Origin of the sequence: Chryseobacterium edaphi (assembly GCF_025628985.1) — a bacterium.
In the GTDB taxonomy this organism is placed as follows: Bacteria; Bacteroidota; Bacteroidia; order Flavobacteriales; family Weeksellaceae; genus Chryseobacterium; species Chryseobacterium edaphi.
In genome coordinates, this window is the sequence record NZ_JAOTEM010000001.1 from 661,689 (window position 1) to 678,402 (window position 16,714).

A 16,714-nucleotide genomic window follows, 5' to 3' on the forward strand; every position below is an offset into this window, starting at 1 on the left:
AAAAAATTTGTCAATGTTTTTTGTTCTTGCAAATTTAAATCAGTATTATTAATTTTAAAATTATGGTTCATTGTTATCCAAAAATTAGTGATGTTGCTTTATTGAAATTGATTAATAATTATAAATAATCTAAATGGTTCAATTTTAAGTATTACCCCAAATCAATTTTAAACTTAGTCGACTTCTTCACCTCATGTAGCACGATAGAACTGTGATATTGCCCAATACTGGGAATATTTGAAATCACGTTGACGGTAAAATCATTATAAGAATTAATATCTTTTGCAATTATTTTCAGCATATAATCATATTCGCCCGAAAGGCTGATGATTTCCTGCACTTCATCATGTTGCATGATATTTTTCTCGAAAGTTTCCAGAACTTTTTTTGACTGTTCTTTAAGACGAACATTGCAGTAAACGACAATATTTAAACCGAGTTTTTCACGGTTCAGAAGACCGACATATTTCTCAATAATCCCCTGTTTCTCCAACTGTTTGATGCGTTCGTAGGTTGGGGTAAAGGTTAAACCTATTTTCTCTGAAATTTCTTTCACCGAGAAGGTAGAGTCTTCCTGAATTATGCTGAGAATCATCCTGTCTTTTGCGTCCATAAACTGTATTTGAATTCTAACAAAAATATTAAGAATAAATGAGAATAACCAGCGATTGAAGTTTTTTAATTTTTTTTGGCTTTCACTTTGTCATGTTACACAAATGTTATATCTTTGCACCTAATGAATAACACAGTATTTATATCATTAGAATTACCGGGCGTAGACGCCCTTTACGATATTTATTTATTTTAAGCGAAGATATTTTCTTCGCTTTTTTTATGTTCAAAAATTAAGATTTTATGTTTACGATTACCGAACTAAGTACAGAGAAAATCAATAAGATACTGACGGAAGCTTTAGCTTTTGCCAACGGAAAAACTGCCAAAATTGAGGGCGAAGTGTTCTGCTCAAATCTGTTTTTTGAAGACAGCACAAGAACGAAAACAAGCTTCGATGTTGCCGAAAGAAAATTGGGTTTGCAGGTCGTTCCTTTTGATGCATCCAACAGTTCTGTCAACAAAGGTGAAAGTTTATATGATACCGTAAAAACGATTGAAAGCATAGGGGTAAATCTTGTCGTGATCAGAGATAAGAAAGACCGTTATTTTGATGAATTAAAAAATATTAGCATTCCTGTAATCAACGGTGGTGACGGAACAGGAAATCATCCTTCACAGTGCATGCTCGATTTGCTGACGATCTATCAGGAATTCGGAACTTTTGAAGGATTGAAAATAGGAATCGTTGGTGATGTTAAACACAGCCGGGTTGCTAATTCCAATGCAGAAGCTTTAAGAAGATTAGGTGCTAAAGTGTACTTCTCAGGACCTGAACAGTGGTTTGACGAAGGAGCTTTAATTAACGGGACGTATCTTTCTGTAGATGAGATGATTCACGATGTGGATGTTTTGATGTTACTGAGAATCCAGCACGAGAGACACGATTCAAAAATGAGTTTCTCAGCGTCCGAATATCATAAAAAATATGGTCTGACGAAAGCCAGAGAAAAAACGATGAAAAAGGAAGCCATCATAATGCATCCCGCACCCATCAACAGAGGTGTAGAAATCGATACCGACCTGGTGGAATGTGAACGCTCAAGAATTTTCAAACAAATGCAGAATGGAGTTTTCGCAAGAATGGCGATTCTGAAAAATGCCTTGGAGGAGAAAGGTTTCTCTTTTAAGTAAAAAGGTAAAAGTAAAAAGAGCCAAGTGATTTACTTTTTGATATTTAATGACAAATTAACTCATTAAGGCGAATTTTAAAAAAGAATTATCATTGAGAAAAGCCCTGAAACGGCGACCTGTCAATAGCCATGGGTGAAGCCCATGGAGTTAAAGAAAAAATTGATGTCCGTGAGCCCTGAAAGGGCGGAATCAAAAATCTGATAGGTTGGAAAAGATTAAAAAATAGAAATAAAGATAAAAGTTAAAATGAAGAAAAAATTAATACTGGAGTCCGGTGAAGTATTTCATGGAGAAGGTTTCGGAGCAGATTTGGAGACAGCAGGAGAGGTGGTTTTCAATACCGGAATGACAGGATATCAGGAATTGATTTCTGACCCGTCATACTGCGGTCAGATTGTTTGCATGACGTATCCGCTGATCGGAAATTACGGGATTAACCGTGATGACTACGAAAGCATCGAACCTGCAATTAAAGGGCTTATTGTAAAGGAAATTTGCGATTTACCTTCCAATTTCAGAACTCAGATTACTTTACAGGAGCTGTTTAAAAAGAAAAATCTTTCAGGAATTTCAGGAATTGACACCAGAAGGCTGACAAGAATTCTCCGTAACTCAGGTGTGGTAAAAGGAAAAATCGTCAATGCAGATGCAGACGAAAATATTACCGTTGAAGAATTAAAATCAACTACTTTCCCAACCAATCAGGTGGAGCAGGTTTCGACAAAAACTTCTTACGCCAATCCGGGAAGAGGACTAAAAGTAGTACTTGTGGATTTTGGATCTAAATTAGGAATAATCAGAGAGTTATCTCAAAGAAACTGCGACATCATTGTTGTTTCTCATGATACTACAGCAGAAGAAATTTTGCTGATGGATCCGGATGGAATTATGTTATCCAACGGTCCCGGAGATCCTGAAGACAACCAAAAAGCTTTAGAAATGATCCGCGGATTGCTTGGTAAAGTTCCAATTTTCGGGATTTGCCTTGGACATCAGTTGATTGGCTTGGCTTGCGGTGCAAAAACTTTTAAATTAAAATTCGGTCACAGAGGTGGAAATCACCCTGTTTTGGATTTGGAAAAAAATAAAGTAGCGATCACTTCTCAGAATCACGGTTACGCAGTTGATCAGGATAGCCTTAAAGAAACAGATTTAATAGAGACTCATATCGCATTGAATGACAGAACAAATGAAGGTCTTAGACATAAGATTCATCCTTGCTTCTCAGTTCAGTATCACCCTGAAGCGAGTCCGGGTCCTGAAGATGCGAATTATTTGTTTGATGATTTCATCACGATGATGGAGGATTTTAAAAAGTAGGAGATTAATTATTTGGGCAGCTTATCCGCCTTCCGTTCCCGCTTTTTTGTAAGCATGTCCTGAGCTTGTCGAAGGATCTCCTCCTCACAAAAAGAGCTCCACTCAAGTCGGGCTGCGGGCAATTCGCTGCAAATTAAAAAGGTGGAAATTAGAAGAATCCGAAGGATTTAATATAAATAGCCGTAGGTGAAACCTATGGTATTGGTGAAACAATCATCATCCGAACCCGAAAGGGTTCAACAACAAAAGGATAAATTTAAAAATGAAAAGAAACGACATAAAAACAATTTTAGTAATCGGTTCCGGCCCAATTATCATCGGTCAGGCGGCGGAATTTGATTACGCAGGAACGCAGGCTTGTCTTTCACTGAGAGAAGAAGGGTACAAGGTAATTTTGATCAATTCAAACCCTGCGACGATTATGACGGATGTTGAAATCGCTGACAAAGTTTACATCGAGCCGATTTCACTTCAGTTTGTAAGTCACATCATCAGAAAAGAACGTCCGGATGCACTTTTACCGACTCTTGGTGGACAAACAGGTTTGAACATGGCCGTAGAATTGGAGAAATCAGGAATTCTTGAAGAGTGCAAAGTGGAAGTTTTAGGAACTACACTTTCTGCTATCAACAGAGCGGAAGACAGAGATCTGTTCCGTGAATTGATGAGAGAATTAAACGAACCGGTTCCGGAATCTGATATTGTAACAACAGTTGAAGGAGCACTCCGTTTTGCTGACGAAATCGGTTATCCGGTGATTGTTCGTCCTGCCTTTACAATGGGTGGAACTGGTGGTGGAATCGCTGCCAACGAAACTGAATTGAAAGAAATTGCTGAATTAGGATTGAAATACAGTCCGGTGACGCAGTGTCTGATCGAAAGATCAATCGCAGGTTTCAAAGAAATTGAATACGAAGTAATGCGTGATGCAAACGACAACGCGATTGTGGTTTGTAACATGGAAAACATAGATCCGGTGGGAGTTCACACAGGTGATTCAATTGTTGTGGCGCCTTCCCAGACTCTTTCAGACAGAGAGTATCAACTGCTGAGAAACGCTTCACTGAAAATCATCAGAGCTTTAGGAATTGAAGGTGGATGTAACGTGCAGTTGGCTTTAGACCCACATTCTTTCGATTACTATATTATCGAAGTAAACCCAAGAGTTTCCCGTTCATCAGCATTAGCATCAAAAGCAACTGGTTATCCGATTGCTAAGATCGCTGCTAAAATTGCTGTGGGATTGACTTTAGATGAAATTATGAATCCGGTTACAGGAAAAACTTACGCATGTTTCGAGCCGGCTTTGGATTATGTGGTAACTAAATTCCCAAGATTCCCTTTCGACAAATTTGAAACTGCGGACAGAAGACTGTCAACTCAAATGAAAGCGACTGGTGAAGTAATGGCCATCGGAAGAAACTTCGAAGAGTCTCTACAGAAAGCGGTACGTTCTCTGGAAACAGGTTTGAGACATTTAGGTTTAAAAACAAAACAGGCTGCAGCTTTAACTGACGAAGATATCGAAAGAAGAATCAGAGTTTGTGATGACGAAAGACTGTTCATCATTTGTGACGCTTTGAGAAGAGGTTACGACTGGGAGCAAATTGTAGAATGGAGTAAAATCGACAAATTCTTCATCTGGAAATTAAAGAAATTAGTTGATTTCGAAAAGACAATTGCAGCTAACAGATTCGATAAAAATATTTTAATTGAATCTAAAAAATTAGGTTTCTCAGATCAGAATATCGCTCACTTATGGGAATCTACACAGAGAGAGGTGTACAATTTCAGAAAAGAAAACGGAATTGTCCCGGTTTACAAAATGGTAGACACCTGTGCTGCTGAGTTTGAATCTGAAACTCCATATTTCTACGGAACTTACGAAGAAGAGAACGAATCAGTAGTTACTGATAAAGAAAAAATCATCGTTCTAGGTTCAGGTCCGATCAGAATCGGGCAGGGAGTTGAATTTGATTACGCAACGGTTCACTCGGTTTGGGCGATCAAAGAAATGGGTTACGAAGCGATTATCATCAACAATAATCCTGAAACAGTTTCTACAGACTTTTCGATTTCAGACAAATTATACTTCGAACCTTTGACGGAAGAGGATGTGATGAGCATTATCGACCTTGAAAAACCAAAAGGAGTTGTTGTACAGTTTGGTGGACAAACAGCGATTAACTTAGCAGATAAATTAGCTGCTTATGGTGTTCAAATTTTAGGAACTTCACTAGAAGATTTGGATAGAGCTGAAAACAGAGATAAGTTCGAAAAAGCCCTTCAGGAAATGGGAATTCCTCAGCCTTTAGGAAAAACTTCGACTTCAAAAGAAGAAGCGATTGTCATTGCTAACGAAATTGGTTATCCGGTATTGGTTCGTCCGAGTTACGTTTTAGGAGGTAGAGCCATGGAAATTGTGTACACAGAAGCAGAATTGGCGCACTACATGGAATTTGCGGTAGATGCAAGTCCGGATCAGCCGGTTTTGGTAGATCGTTACATTACGGGAAGAGAAGTGGAAGTCGATGCAATTTGTGACGGCGAAACGGTAATTATTCCTGGAATTATGGAACACATCGAAAGAGCAGGAGTTCACTCCGGTGACTCAATCGCGGTGTATCCGCCACAGAATGTTTCTCAGGCAGAAATTGATACTTTGGTTGATTATACTCAAAGATTAGCTAAAGGATTGAATGTAATTGGTTTAATGAATATCCAATACGTTCTTTTTGAAGGAAATGTGTATGTGATTGAAGTTAATCCACGTTCGTCGAGAACCGTTCCTTTCTTATCTAAAATTACGGATGTTCCGATGGCAAATCTTGCTACGAAAGCGATTTTAGGTCAGAAACTGAAAGATTTAGGCTACAAAAACGGATTGGTTCCAAACAAAGAAGGTGTTTTCGTAAAAGTTCCTGTGTTCTCTTTCTCAAAATTAACGAAAGTTGATATCTCATTAGGCCCAGAAATGAAGTCTACAGGAGAAGTGATGGGGAAAGACACGACCTTGGAAAAAGCTTTGTACAAAGGATTGGTTGCAGCCGGAAGAAAAGTTCCGATGCACGGTTCAATTTTGTTCACGGTAGCTGACAAACACAAGCAGGAAGCTGCTGATCTGGCTTCAAGATTCCACGAAGTTGGTTTCAGAATCTGGGCAACAGAAGGAACTGCAAAATTCTTCGAAGAAAAAGGTATTCCTTGCAAAATTGGATACAAAATCGGAGAGGAAAGTGTCAACCTAATCGATTTGATTCAAAAAGGAAAAGTTCAGTACGTTGTCAACACGATGACGAAAGGAAAACAGTCTGAAAGAGACGGTTTCCAGATCAGAAGAATGAGCGTTGAAAACGGAGTTCCTTGTTTAACCTCAATGGATACAGTTGAAGCGATTCTGAAAGTGATTGAAAGTATGAGCTTTAAGATGGAGACGATGTAGTTTTCGGATTGAGATAAAGTAAAAGCGGGAGATTTTTTCTTCCGCTTTTTTTATGGATATTTTTCAGGATTTTGTGAAGTATGAATAACTCTTGAAATAACAATGACTTTAGCATTTTTATCTATTGTGTAAAATATAAGAAAAGGATATTTCTTCATTAAATTTCCATGAAAATCATCAAACCAAATTTTAAAATAAGGATTTTTAGAAATTGTTTTTAAACTTGATTTAAAATCTTTGAAAAAATTATCTGCAACTTTTTTATTGACTTTAGTTCTGTAGTAAAGATAGGAATGCTCAACATCTGCTTTTGCTTCGTCAGATATGATCAACTTAAATTTCATATTTTGAACTCATTTCATTAAGAAAAGTATCAATTTCTGTATGTTGCTCGTACGACCTTTTTTTTATTTTTTGAAGACTTTCTTTTTGTTCATCAGAAAGTTTAAAATTATTGTCTTCTTCTTCCAAAAGACCTTCAATATATCCTAAAATTCTTTCCAAAACATTTTCTGGTGCTTCTTTAAGAATTTTATTGATTTTTTTTAGTGTAGCAGATTCCATTTTTTTGTTTTAAACAAATTTATAAATTTATTTGAATTTAATAAAATTATACTTGTCATTACCCCAAACTCCTGTCCAAATGCACATATCCGCCATCCACGTGAATCAATTGCCCTGTCGTATGCGAAGACTTTTCCGATAAAAGAAACGCTGCCATATTTGCAATTTCTTCTGAGGTCGTCATGCGGTTTTCCAAAGGTATTTTTGAAGTAATACTTTTCAGTTTTTCATCACGATTTTCAAAAGTTGAAATCCACGATTCGTAAAGTGGAGTCCATGCTTCTGCAACGATGATGGCATTCACTCGGATGCTGTAAGGCAAAAGTTCCACCGCCCATTCTCTTGTAAGGGCATTTCTGGCACCATTTGCTGCGGCATAACCTGATGTTCCGCCCTGCCCGGTTTCTGCAGTCTTGCTCCCGATATTTAAAATGGAACCTTTGCTTTCTTTCAGATAGGGAAGTGCGTGATGCACCAAAAGATAATAATGCACCACATTTTTATGATAGGATGAAATGAAACCTTCGTAGGAACCATTTTCAAGACCGACACCGTCGTTCACCCCTGCATTATTTACAATCCCATCGATTTTGCCATATTTTTTCACGACTTCATCTATGGCTTTTTTGCATTCTTCAGGTTGAGAAAGTTCAGCGGTCACAAAACCGGCTTTTCCACCATTTTCCAGGATTTCCTGAACGGCTTTTTTATTGTCATTTTCATTTCTGCCGATGATGATGGGCAAAGCATTTTCTTCGGCTAATATTTTCGCAATTGCATTTCCGATGCCCTTCGCACCGCCACTTACAATAATCACTTTATGATCAAGATGTAAATTCATAATTTAAACGTAATTTTTTAAAAGTCTTTTAAGCACAATGGTCGCAAGGATTTTTGATAATTGTTCTTTATATTTTTCGTTTGCAAAACGAAGTTTCACCGATTCAAATAAAATTAATTATATAATTGAAGCAAAAGCGTTTGATTACATCGAATTTTCGATTTCACTTAGCCAAGCCCAAAGTTTTAAGATTCTTTTTCACACCAATAAAAATCTTTGATTTTTAAAACTTATGTGCTCTAGATATGCTCAAACCTTTAAACTTAAATCTAATGTGACTGATGTGTTAGAATCTTTTGTGTCTTTTGTGGTTTAAAAATCATAGTCTGTAAAATTCCACAGCATTTCCATAGAAAAATTGTTCCTGTTCTTCTTTTGAAAATTGTTCCAAATATTTTGAAATCAATTCCAGCCAAACTTTATAATTTCCACCCAGCAACATCACCGGCCAGTCGCTTCCAAAAACCAATCGTTGAATTCCAAATTTTGCAAAAACAAAATCTAAAATTTCAAAAATCGATTTTTCATCAATTAAATTCCAGTTTCCCTGTGTCAATAGTCCGGAAATTTTACAGTAAACATTTGGGTTTTGAGCCAGTTCTGAAATATTTTCTTTCCAATCTTTCAGTCCGTTGGTTCTCAAATCCGGTTTTCCGCAATGATCCAGAATGAACGGTTGAATTGGTAATTTTTCCGAAAGTTTTACAGCATCCGAAAGCTGATCCTGTCTCAATAAAATATCAAAAGTATAATTAAACTGATGAAGTTTCGAAATTCCATTAAGAACATTTTCTTTTAGTAAAAAACCGATCTCTTCTCCTTCAGCGACGTGTCTGAAACCTTTGATGATTTTTTCAGACTGATAATTTTCAAGTGACTCTTCAAGTTTGTCAGAAGCCAAATCAATCCAGCCGACAACACCTTTGATCATCGGATTATCTTTAGCCAAATCTACCAGAAAAGCAGTCTCTTTATCACTTTGGTCAGCCTGAACAGCAATACATCCATCAACCTGATTTTCTTTTAAAAGCAACGAATAATCTTCAGGCAGAAAATCCTTCCGAATTGCGGTCATCTCTTCCGTGATCCAGGCATCCCGCACCGGATCAAAATTCCAAAAATGTACGTGAGAATCTATAATCATCTATTTCAAATCTTATTTATAACGTAAAAATTCTGTCCATCAACCGCCACTTCTCTCCAGCTTTCGAATGAGGCAACTGCTGCTGGAATTTCCACATCAATTCTTCCCATTCCTGAACTTTCGGATGTTTTGATCCACATCATTTTTAGCCTCAAAAGAAAAACTGTCCTCAGCTTCAATAATCATGAATAACCGATTTTGAACACGGTAAATCTCCATGTTTATAATTCCGGAATCCAAAATACTTTGTCTGACTTCTGGCCAGATATTCTGATGATAATTTTCGTATTCAGCAATCAGTTCGGGGTCATCAATTAAGTCTAGAGCGAGACAGAATTTTTTCATTCGTTGTATGCTTTTACTTTCTGCGTACTGCTTCCCAAACCGTCAATTCCCAATTCCACCACATCGCCTGGTTTCAGATACCAGGGCTCAGGTTTTTGCCCCAAACCGACACCGGCAGGCGTTCCCGTACTGATAATATCCCCGGGAAGCAAAGTCATAAACTGACTGATGTAGCTGACAATGAAAGGCACATCAAAAATCAGATTGGAAGTATTTCCGTCCTGCAAAATTTCTCCATTTACCTTCAGCCACAAACGCAGATTATGAACATCTTCAATCTCGTCGGGCGTCGCAATGAAAGGGCCGATCGGCGCAAAAGTGTCACAGCTTTTTCCTTTTACCCACTGTCCGTTTCTCTCCAGCTGAAAGGCTCTTTCGCTGTAATCGTTGTGCAGAACATAGCCTGCAACATGTTCCAGCGCATTTTCCTCAGAAACATAGCTCGCTTTTTTTCCAATGACGATGGCCAACTCAACTTCCCAATCGGTTTTTGTACTGGTTTTTGGAATAATCAGGTCGTCATTCGGACCCACAATTGCAGTCGTTGCCTTAAAAAACAAAATAGGCTCCTGCGGAATCGGAGCATTAGTCTCTGCTGCGTGATCTTTATAGTTCAATCCTACACAGATGATCTTGGATGGTCTCGCCAAAGGTGATCCCAGCCTTTCATCGGCAGAAATTTCGGGTAAATTCTGTGTGTTAATTTCCGATTTTAAATTTTCAATAGCGTCACCGGAAAAGAAGTTTTCATCATAATCTTTTACCAGATGAGAAACATCAAATCTTTTATCATCAATAATGACTCCCGGTTTTTCCTGTCCCGGTTTTCCGAATTTTATTAATTTCATATTATTTTTTTTAGAAGGTATAATTCTATTTGAAGCTAATCCCGCTATCCACTATATCTTTTTTGTCATTGCGATCAACGTGATTGATTGTTGTACTTTTTAGCCACCGCAATGACAAAAAAGGATGCCGTTTCTATCGGGGCTAGGGTAGTGTAGCCCGAATAAAAGGTTTAGCTTAATTTACAAATTTTAATTGTTCAAAGTCGTAAAACCACCGTCGATAGGATAATCTACACCCGTAATAAATGATGCTTCATCACTGCATAAATACAGCGCCAACGAGGCAACTTCCTCAGGCTGAGCCATCCTTCCGATGGGTTGTGTTTTCGATAATTTCTCAAACATTTCTTCAATATTATCAGGATAATTTTTCTGTAAAAATCCATCCACAAAAGGCGTATGCACCCGCGCAGGAGAAATAGAATTACAACGGATATTTTCACTGATAAAATCTTTGGCAACACTCATCGTCATTGCTTTCACCGCACCTTTTGCTGTGCTGTACGCAAAACGGTCAGGAATTCCCACCAATGCAGCAATGGAAGCCATATTGATAATCACACCGCCACCAGATTTTCTAATCTGTGGAATCGCAGCAAACAGACAGTTGTAAACTCCTTTAATGTTGACATTATAAATTCTGTCAAAATCTTCTTCAGAAGTCGTGTCTGCTTTTCCTATATGGGCAATTCCTGCATTATTGACTAAAATATTGATCGCTCCAATCTGATCAAAAATCTCCAAAACATCTTTCTGTTTTGAAACATCACAGGCATAAACTTTCGCATTTCCTCCCGCTGATTTGATTTTTTCTAAAGTTTCCTGTCCATTCTGTTCTGTTATTTCAAGAATATGAACTTCCGCACCATTAGTAGCAAGCTGAACAGAAATCGCCTGTCCAATTCCGCTTCCTCCGCCTGTCACAACGGCTTTTTTATTTTTTAATGAAAACATTTTATATTAAATTTTATTGATAATTTATTTTAACGCAAAGGGCGCTAAGATTTTTTTAATATTGTTCTGCATATTTTTAGTGATGATAAATTTAACAGTCAAAACCACCCCGTCAAAAATTCAAAGAATTTTTGACACCCCTCCAAAGGAGGGGAATTGTTGACTGCATATTTTTACCTTGGCTCTTCCTACTTTTTACTTGGCTCTTCACTATAAACTTACCCCTCGTTTCCACGGAATAAAATCATCCTGATTCAATGCCACGGCTTTAGGAATAATATTTCCACTTGCCACATCAATACAGAAATCCAAAATATCTTCTCCCATTTCCTGAATGGTTTTTTCGCCACGAACAACTGCACCGGTATCAATATCAATAATATCCGACATTTTCGTAGCCAAAACCGTATTGGTCGCCACTTTGATCACGGGACAAACCGGATTACCAGTAGGTGTTCCAAGTCCAGTTGTAAACAATATTAAAGTCGCTCCCGAAGCGGCTTTTCCCGTGGTTGCTTCCACATCATTTCCAGGCGTGCAGACTAAACTTAATCCTGGTTTTGTTGCTGGCTCAGTATAATCTAAAACATCTACAACAGGCGATGAACCGCCTTTTTTTGCTGCTCCTGCAGATTTGATGGCATCGGTAATCAGTCCGTCTTTAATATTGCCGGGCGATGGATTCATGTAAAATCCTGAGCCGACAGCGTGCGCCAGTTCATCATATTCTGTCATCAGCCTGATGAATTTTTCTGCGGTCGGCTGATCTACAGCCCTGTCAATCAATTCCTGTTCGGCTCCACATAATTCAGGGAATTCTGCCAGCAAAACTTTTGCTCCTAAAACGGAAAGAATATCTGCAAGATGTCCGACCGCCGGATTTGCCGATATGCCGCTGAAACCATCGCTTCCGCCACATTTCACACCAACACAGAGTTTGCTGATCGGTGCATCTTCACGCTCGATTGTATTAATTTCCTGAAGACCTTTCAGTGTTTCAAAAATCGCATTTTTAATCATGGTTTCTTCACTGACCGCTTTCTGCTGTTCGAAAACGAGTAAAGGTTTATCAAAATCAGGATTGCGGTTATACAAATCCCGTTTGAAATTATCGATTTGAAGATGCTGACAGCCGAGACTTAACAAAGTTACTCCTGCCACATTGGGATGATCTGCGTAAGCTGCCAAAAGTTTGCTCAGGGAATCCGAATCCTGTCTGGTTCCGCCGCAACCGCCGGTGTGATTCAGAAATTTAATGCCGTCTACATTTTTAAAAATTCTTTCTTTCGCCGGAATATTGGATGGCGAAAAATCAAGCTCATCCAAATTATCTCCTTTAGAAATCGCTTCTACTAATTGTTGCGTGTAATCCTTGTACTTCGCATCGACCGCATACCCTAAACTGTCGTACAGAGATTCTTTAATGATATCAAGATTACGGTTTTCACAGAAAACGGTTGGAATAAACAGCCAGTAATTGGCTGTTCCCACATCGCCATTTGAACGGTGGTATCCTTTAAAAGTCTTATGCAGAAATCTGGAAACATCAGGTTTTGTCCATTGATAATCTACATCACGATAGTAAAACGGATCGGCAGCATGCTTTGTATTATCCGTCGTCATTCTCGTTCCTGATGCCAGATCATATTGAACTTTCCCGACCAAAACACCGTACATGAATATTTCATCGCCCTGTTTCATATCATTCATAAAGAATTTATGTTTGGCAGGGATGGCTTCCAGAGTAGTGTATGTATTTCCTTCAAAGACAATTTCAGTTTCCGCAGGAATATCCTGAAGTGCGACCAAAACGTTGTCTTTTGGATTTATTTTTAAAATTAAATTGCTCATTTTTAGTTAAAATTGAATGTCTGCTGTGTTGGTTTTTCGAACACAAAGTTCTCTAAGTTTTTTTTCTGATTACTGTTTTTTTAGTTTTACAAAGGCGTTTCACTTAACCAAGATCATCGATATTTTTTATGAAGACTTTATATTTCTGAATCTTAAAGAAAACAGTAAAACTATTACAAAACATAAAAGAGGAACTGCATAAGAAAAATGAATATTCCCCGAAATATCTGTTATTTTACTCGCAACAGGAGGAATTATTGCGCCTCCGACAATCGACATAATCAGTAAGCTTGAAGCGGGTTTTGTATCTGATCCTGCACCTTCAATTCCCAAAGCAAAAATCGTTGGGAACATGATAGACATAAAGAATGTTAAGCCAACCAATGCGTACAAAGTCGAAATTCCTGATCCGAAGATGACCCAAACCGTAAGAGCAATGCTGATCACGCTGTAAACTTTTAAGAGTTTTTGTGGCGAAATATATTTCATCAAAAAGGTTCCTGCAAAACGGCCGACCATAAATAAAAATCCTGCTACTCCAGCGTAATATTTGGCTTCCTGACCTTTCATATCAATGGCGTCTTCAGCAAAAACCAAAAGGAAACTGAAGATGTAAATCTGCGCACCAATGTAAAAAAACTGTGCTAAAACTCCCCATCCTACATTTTTCACGCCTAAAACCTGAAAGTAGTTTTTTGTAGATTTCTCACCGCTTTCCGTTACATCAGGCAGTTTGATGAATAGAAATAGAAACATGACCAATAAAAGAATCAGTCCTAAAATAATGTAAGGTCCTTTTACCAGCGAAGTTTCAGCCTGAATGTAAGCTAATTTTGCTGCCTGACTGAGCGTCGCAAGTTCTTCCTGCGATTTTGGTTCTTCACTCAAGATGAAAATTCCGCCAACGATTGGAGCTATCGACGCCGCCAAACCGTTGAAAGACTGTGCGAAGTTTAATCTCTGTGTGGCTTTTTCAGGCGGTCCTAAAATGGTGATGTAGGGATTGGCTGCAGTCTCTAAAATGGCCAGACCACAGGATAAAACGAATAAAGCCCCGAGGAAAAATGGGTAACTGACGGTATTGGCCGCCGGAACAAACAGAAAACATCCTGCTGCAAAGAAGAATAATCCGACCAGAATTCCTGTTTTGTAACCATATTTCTGAATGATCATCCCTGCCGGAATTGCCAATAAAAAGTATGCGGCAAAAACAGATGAATCCACTAAGGAAGCCTGGAAATGATTCAATTGAAAAGCACTTCGAAGGTGTTTAATTAAAATTGGATCCAGATTATGGATGAATCCCCAGAAGAAAAACAAACTCGTGATAAGAATGAGTGGAAGGCTGTAATTTCTTTTTTTGGGGATAGAAGAAATTAAGTTTTCTGAAGGGTTATTATTCATGTATTTGTTTATTTACAAATTATTTGTCTTTGCCTACAACATAATGGTTAATCGATTGCGCAATATTTTTACTTTAAGGAATTTGTTGATTATTCATAAAGATTTAAAATAATTCTGATCTTTTAAAAGTATACAAATTTTAGCAATAAAAAATTAACAGTACAGGATGGTACAAGACAGTTCGGTTAGCAGGTGATTTTTTTATTAATTTGATATATTATTGACGAAATTTTTAAATGAATGAAAAATGTAACTTTTAAATACTAGATATAAGTTGTAATAATAATTTTAAATTGATTTCATATTTAATTTAAAGTGAAAAAATGTAATTTAGATTCAAAATACAGCTGAAAAAATAATATGGAATATCTTGCAACCTCAGAAAAATTCACAAGTTTCAAATTAGCAAAAGGAGATAAAGTAATCGGGGAATTGAACTATAAAAACTGGTTTAAATTCAATGCTGAAATTGATATTTTAAATTCAAAATATCAGGTTGAGCCCAAAGGTTTTTGGGGAACGACGGTGGAGGTAAAAGACGGCAAAAAGATGATTTTGAAATTTACAATGAATTGGGATGGGAATATTTTATTACAAACGTATTTAGATCATGAGAAAAGCTATACTTTTAAACATGCGGGTTTTTTCAAAGAATCATTTATCCTGACAGACCCAAAAGGAACTGAACTTTTGATAATGAAACCAAATTTTAAGTGGAATAGTTTGAATTATGGATATCAGATTACAACATCCGAAATTTTAGAAACATTTGACGAAAAAAATATTTTGCTCCTCATTTCTTTACACTGTGCCAACTACTATATGTCGATGATGATGGGAATGTAAAAATCATACAGCATGATAAGTTTTTTGTAAAGTTTTGTATTTAATTTAAATGCTACTTTAACAAAATTTAGCAACTTCAGCCAATAATTTATAACTTCGATTTTGTAATTTTAGCAAAATTTAAAAAAGTGAAAAAATTATTATTCGCAGTTTGCATTTCGGCTTCGGCTTTCAGTTTTGCCCAGGATTATTCTGTACCGGCAGCAAGTCCGCGTCAGAAAGTTGAGCAGCAGTTTTCTATGTCTAAAATCAGCATCGATTACGGAAGACCGGGTGTGAAAGGAAGAAAGATCTTCGGAGAGTTGGTTCCTTACGGACAGGTTTGGAGAGCGGGTGCAAACTCATCAACCAAGATTACATTCGGACAGTCTGTGAATTTTGGCGGAAAAATGGTTCCTGCAGGAACTTACGGATTATTTATCGTACCAACAGAAAAAGAATGGAAAGTCATTTTAAATAAAGATTTCCAACAGTGGGGCGCCTACACTTATGACCCGAAACAGGATGTTGTAGATGTCACGGTTCCCGTTAATAAATTGGCAGACAAACAAGAGTGGTTTGAGATTACTTTAAATCCGACTGACGAAAATTCAGGAAACTTAGTGATCAAATGGGATATGGCTCAAGCTGAAATTGGTTTAAAACCTGCAAAACCAGAAGCAGTTACAAAAATTGCCGAGAAATTGAAAGAAATCAAAAAAATAGAATCTGACGCTGCAAAAGCAAAAAGCTAAGAAATAATTTTTATAAAAATGAATTTTTCTATTCAACCTGTTTTAGAAAACGAAAAATATCAAATAATCCCCTTACAACAAGGGGATTTTGAGTTATTATACGAAGTTGCTTCAGATCCGAAAGTTTGGGAACAGCATCCGAATAAAGACCGTTACAAAAGAGATGTTTTCGAGAACTTTTTTAAAGGAGCAATGGAAAGCAAAGGAGCTTTTAAAATCGTTGAAAAATCTTCTGGTAAAATTTTGGGAAGCACACGCTTTTATGATTTTGATAAATCTAAAAATAGTATTTTCATCGGTTACACATTTTACGGAACAAACTCTTGGGGAAAAGGAATCAATCCACAGATTAAAAAACTGATGTTAGATTATATTTTCCAATTTGTAGATAAAGTTTACTTTCATATTGGAAAAGAAAATTTCCGATCACAAATCGCTTTAGAAAGATTTGGCGGAAACAAAATTAAGGAGGAAGAAGTGGCCTATTTTGGAGAACCTACAAGAACCAATTTCGTGTATGAAATCAAAAAGGAAAATGATCTTAATTAAACTTAAATTTCTCGCAGATTTTTCTGATTGAGCAAATTTTAAATGTTGAAAAGATCAGCGTAATCTGCTAAATATGGAAGAGAATTTATTTTAAATAAAAGAACTTTTTGAGTTTTTATATGTGAA

Annotated in this window: 15 protein-coding genes and 1 pseudogene; 6 read left to right on the top strand and 10 right to left on the bottom strand. The window is 37.2% G+C overall.

Annotated elements, in window-relative coordinates; all coding sequences use genetic code 11:
- Window positions 1–151: 151 nt before the first annotated feature.
- On the bottom strand, window positions 152–613 hold the full coding sequence (locus NZ698_RS03100) for an Lrp/AsnC family transcriptional regulator (RefSeq protein ID WP_047442942.1): 462 nt from the start codon (window positions 611–613) through the stop codon (window positions 152–154).
- A 242-nt stretch (window positions 614–855) separates the two neighbouring features.
- On the opposite strand from NZ698_RS03100, the gene NZ698_RS03105 reads away from it, so the two are divergent.
- The 3 genes from NZ698_RS03105 (at window position 856) to carB (ending at window position 6,508) form a co-directional block, all read left to right on the top strand.
- Window positions 856–1,746: an aspartate carbamoyltransferase catalytic subunit gene (locus NZ698_RS03105; RefSeq protein WP_055859643.1), complete on the top strand. Its 891-nt coding sequence runs from the start codon at window positions 856–858 to the stop codon at window positions 1,744–1,746.
- A gap of 246 nt (window positions 1,747–1,992) precedes the next feature.
- A complete protein-coding gene (locus NZ698_RS03110) occupies window positions 1,993–3,066 on the top strand; it encodes a carbamoyl phosphate synthase small subunit (protein ID WP_263001633.1) in 1,074 nt (357 codons plus the stop codon).
- Window positions 3,067–3,328: 262 nt separating this feature from the next.
- Window positions 3,329–6,508: a carbamoyl-phosphate synthase large subunit gene (carB, locus tag NZ698_RS03115; protein WP_263001634.1), complete on the top strand. Its 3,180-nt coding sequence runs from the start codon at window positions 3,329–3,331 to the stop codon at window positions 6,506–6,508.
- A gap of 50 nt (window positions 6,509–6,558) precedes the next feature.
- Here the strand turns inward: carB and NZ698_RS03120 are convergent, their stop codons facing one another.
- The 9 genes and pseudogenes from NZ698_RS03120 to fucP all read right to left on the bottom strand — a co-directional run bounded on the left by NZ698_RS03120 (window position 6,559) and on the right by fucP (window position 14,459).
- Window positions 6,559–6,852, bottom strand: a complete 294-nt coding sequence (locus NZ698_RS03120) for a type II toxin-antitoxin system RelE/ParE family toxin (RefSeq protein ID WP_263001635.1) — start codon at window positions 6,850–6,852, stop codon at window positions 6,559–6,561.
- Window positions 6,842–7,072, bottom strand: coding sequence for a hypothetical protein (locus tag NZ698_RS03125; RefSeq protein ID WP_263001636.1), 231 nt, complete (start codon window positions 7,070–7,072; stop codon window positions 6,842–6,844). The genes NZ698_RS03120 and NZ698_RS03125 overlap by 11 nt, the downstream gene beginning before the upstream one ends.
- A gap of 58 nt (window positions 7,073–7,130) precedes the next feature.
- Window positions 7,131–7,913, bottom strand: a complete 783-nt coding sequence (locus NZ698_RS03130; protein WP_263001637.1) for an L-fucose dehydrogenase — start codon at window positions 7,911–7,913, stop codon at window positions 7,131–7,133.
- Window positions 7,914–8,232: 319 nt separating this feature from the next.
- A complete protein-coding gene (locus NZ698_RS03135) occupies window positions 8,233–9,057 on the bottom strand; it encodes an amidohydrolase family protein (RefSeq protein WP_263001638.1) in 825 nt (274 codons plus the stop codon).
- Between the two features lie 16 nt (window positions 9,058–9,073).
- A pseudogene (locus NZ698_RS03140) lies at window positions 9,074–9,402 on the bottom strand (L-rhamnose mutarotase).
- Window positions 9,399–10,250: a fumarylacetoacetate hydrolase family protein gene (locus tag NZ698_RS03145; protein WP_263001639.1), complete on the bottom strand. Its 852-nt coding sequence runs from the start codon at window positions 10,248–10,250 to the stop codon at window positions 9,399–9,401. Before NZ698_RS03145 ends, NZ698_RS03140 begins: the two are co-directional and overlap by 4 nt.
- Before the next feature lie 189 nt (window positions 10,251–10,439).
- The gene (locus NZ698_RS03150) at window positions 10,440–11,204 is read right to left on the bottom strand and encodes an SDR family NAD(P)-dependent oxidoreductase (RefSeq protein ID WP_263001640.1); all 765 of its coding nucleotides are present in this window, start codon (window positions 11,202–11,204) and stop codon (window positions 10,440–10,442) included.
- 210 nt (window positions 11,205–11,414) lie between these two features.
- Entirely contained in the window at window positions 11,415–13,055 is a 1,641-nt protein-coding gene (locus NZ698_RS03155) for a UxaA family hydrolase (protein ID WP_263001641.1), read from the bottom strand.
- Between the two features lie 126 nt (window positions 13,056–13,181).
- Window positions 13,182–14,459 carry an L-fucose:H+ symporter permease gene (gene fucP / locus NZ698_RS03160; RefSeq protein WP_263001642.1) on the bottom strand — a complete coding sequence of 426 codons (1,278 nt, stop codon included), beginning with the start codon at window positions 14,457–14,459 and terminating at the stop codon, window positions 13,182–13,184.
- Window positions 14,460–14,819: 360 nt separating this feature from the next.
- Between fucP and NZ698_RS03165 the strand changes: the two genes are divergently transcribed.
- The 3 genes from NZ698_RS03165 (at window position 14,820) to NZ698_RS03175 (ending at window position 16,588) form a co-directional block, all read left to right on the top strand.
- Window positions 14,820–15,305 carry a hypothetical protein gene (locus NZ698_RS03165; protein WP_263001643.1) on the top strand — a complete coding sequence of 162 codons (486 nt, stop codon included), beginning with the start codon at window positions 14,820–14,822 and terminating at the stop codon, window positions 15,303–15,305.
- A 128-nt stretch (window positions 15,306–15,433) separates the two neighbouring features.
- The gene (locus NZ698_RS03170; protein WP_263001644.1) at window positions 15,434–16,039 is read left to right on the top strand and encodes a DUF2911 domain-containing protein; all 606 of its coding nucleotides are present in this window, start codon (window positions 15,434–15,436) and stop codon (window positions 16,037–16,039) included.
- Between the two features lie 18 nt (window positions 16,040–16,057).
- Entirely contained in the window at window positions 16,058–16,588 is a 531-nt protein-coding gene (locus NZ698_RS03175) for a GNAT family N-acetyltransferase (RefSeq protein ID WP_263001645.1), read from the top strand.
- Window positions 16,589–16,714 lie beyond the last annotated feature (126 nt).

Bases quoted from the DNA above. Each gene is read 5' to 3' on its own strand.
- NZ698_RS03100 (WP_047442942.1), bottom strand. From the start codon at position 613: ATGGACGCAAAAGACAGGATGATTCTCAGCATAATTCAGGAAGACTCT.
- NZ698_RS03105 (WP_055859643.1), top strand. From the start codon at position 856: ATGTTTACGATTACCGAACTAAGTACAGAGAAAATCAATAAGATACTG.
- NZ698_RS03110 (WP_263001633.1), top strand. From the start codon at position 1,993: ATGAAGAAAAAATTAATACTGGAGTCCGGTGAAGTATTTCATGGAGAA.
- carB (WP_263001634.1), top strand. From the start codon at position 3,329: ATGAAAAGAAACGACATAAAAACAATTTTAGTAATCGGTTCCGGCCCA.
- NZ698_RS03120 (WP_263001635.1), bottom strand. From the start codon at position 6,852: ATGAAATTTAAGTTGATCATATCTGACGAAGCAAAAGCAGATGTTGAG.
- NZ698_RS03125 (WP_263001636.1), bottom strand. From the start codon at position 7,072: ATGGAATCTGCTACACTAAAAAAAATCAATAAAATTCTTAAAGAAGCA.
- NZ698_RS03130 (WP_263001637.1), bottom strand. From the start codon at position 7,913: ATGAATTTACATCTTGATCATAAAGTGATTATTGTAAGTGGCGGTGCG.
- NZ698_RS03135 (WP_263001638.1), bottom strand. From the start codon at position 9,057: ATGATTATAGATTCTCACGTACATTTTTGGAATTTTGATCCGGTGCGG.
- NZ698_RS03145 (WP_263001639.1), bottom strand. From the start codon at position 10,250: ATGAAATTAATAAAATTCGGAAAACCGGGACAGGAAAAACCGGGAGTC.
- NZ698_RS03150 (WP_263001640.1), bottom strand. From the start codon at position 11,204: ATGTTTTCATTAAAAAATAAAAAAGCCGTTGTGACAGGCGGAGGAAGC.
- NZ698_RS03155 (WP_263001641.1), bottom strand. From the start codon at position 13,055: ATGAGCAATTTAATTTTAAAAATAAATCCAAAAGACAACGTTTTGGTC.
- fucP (WP_263001642.1), bottom strand. From the start codon at position 14,459: ATGAATAATAACCCTTCAGAAAACTTAATTTCTTCTATCCCCAAAAAA.
- NZ698_RS03165 (WP_263001643.1), top strand. From the start codon at position 14,820: ATGGAATATCTTGCAACCTCAGAAAAATTCACAAGTTTCAAATTAGCA.
- NZ698_RS03175 (WP_263001645.1), top strand. From the start codon at position 16,058: ATGAATTTTTCTATTCAACCTGTTTTAGAAAACGAAAAATATCAAATA.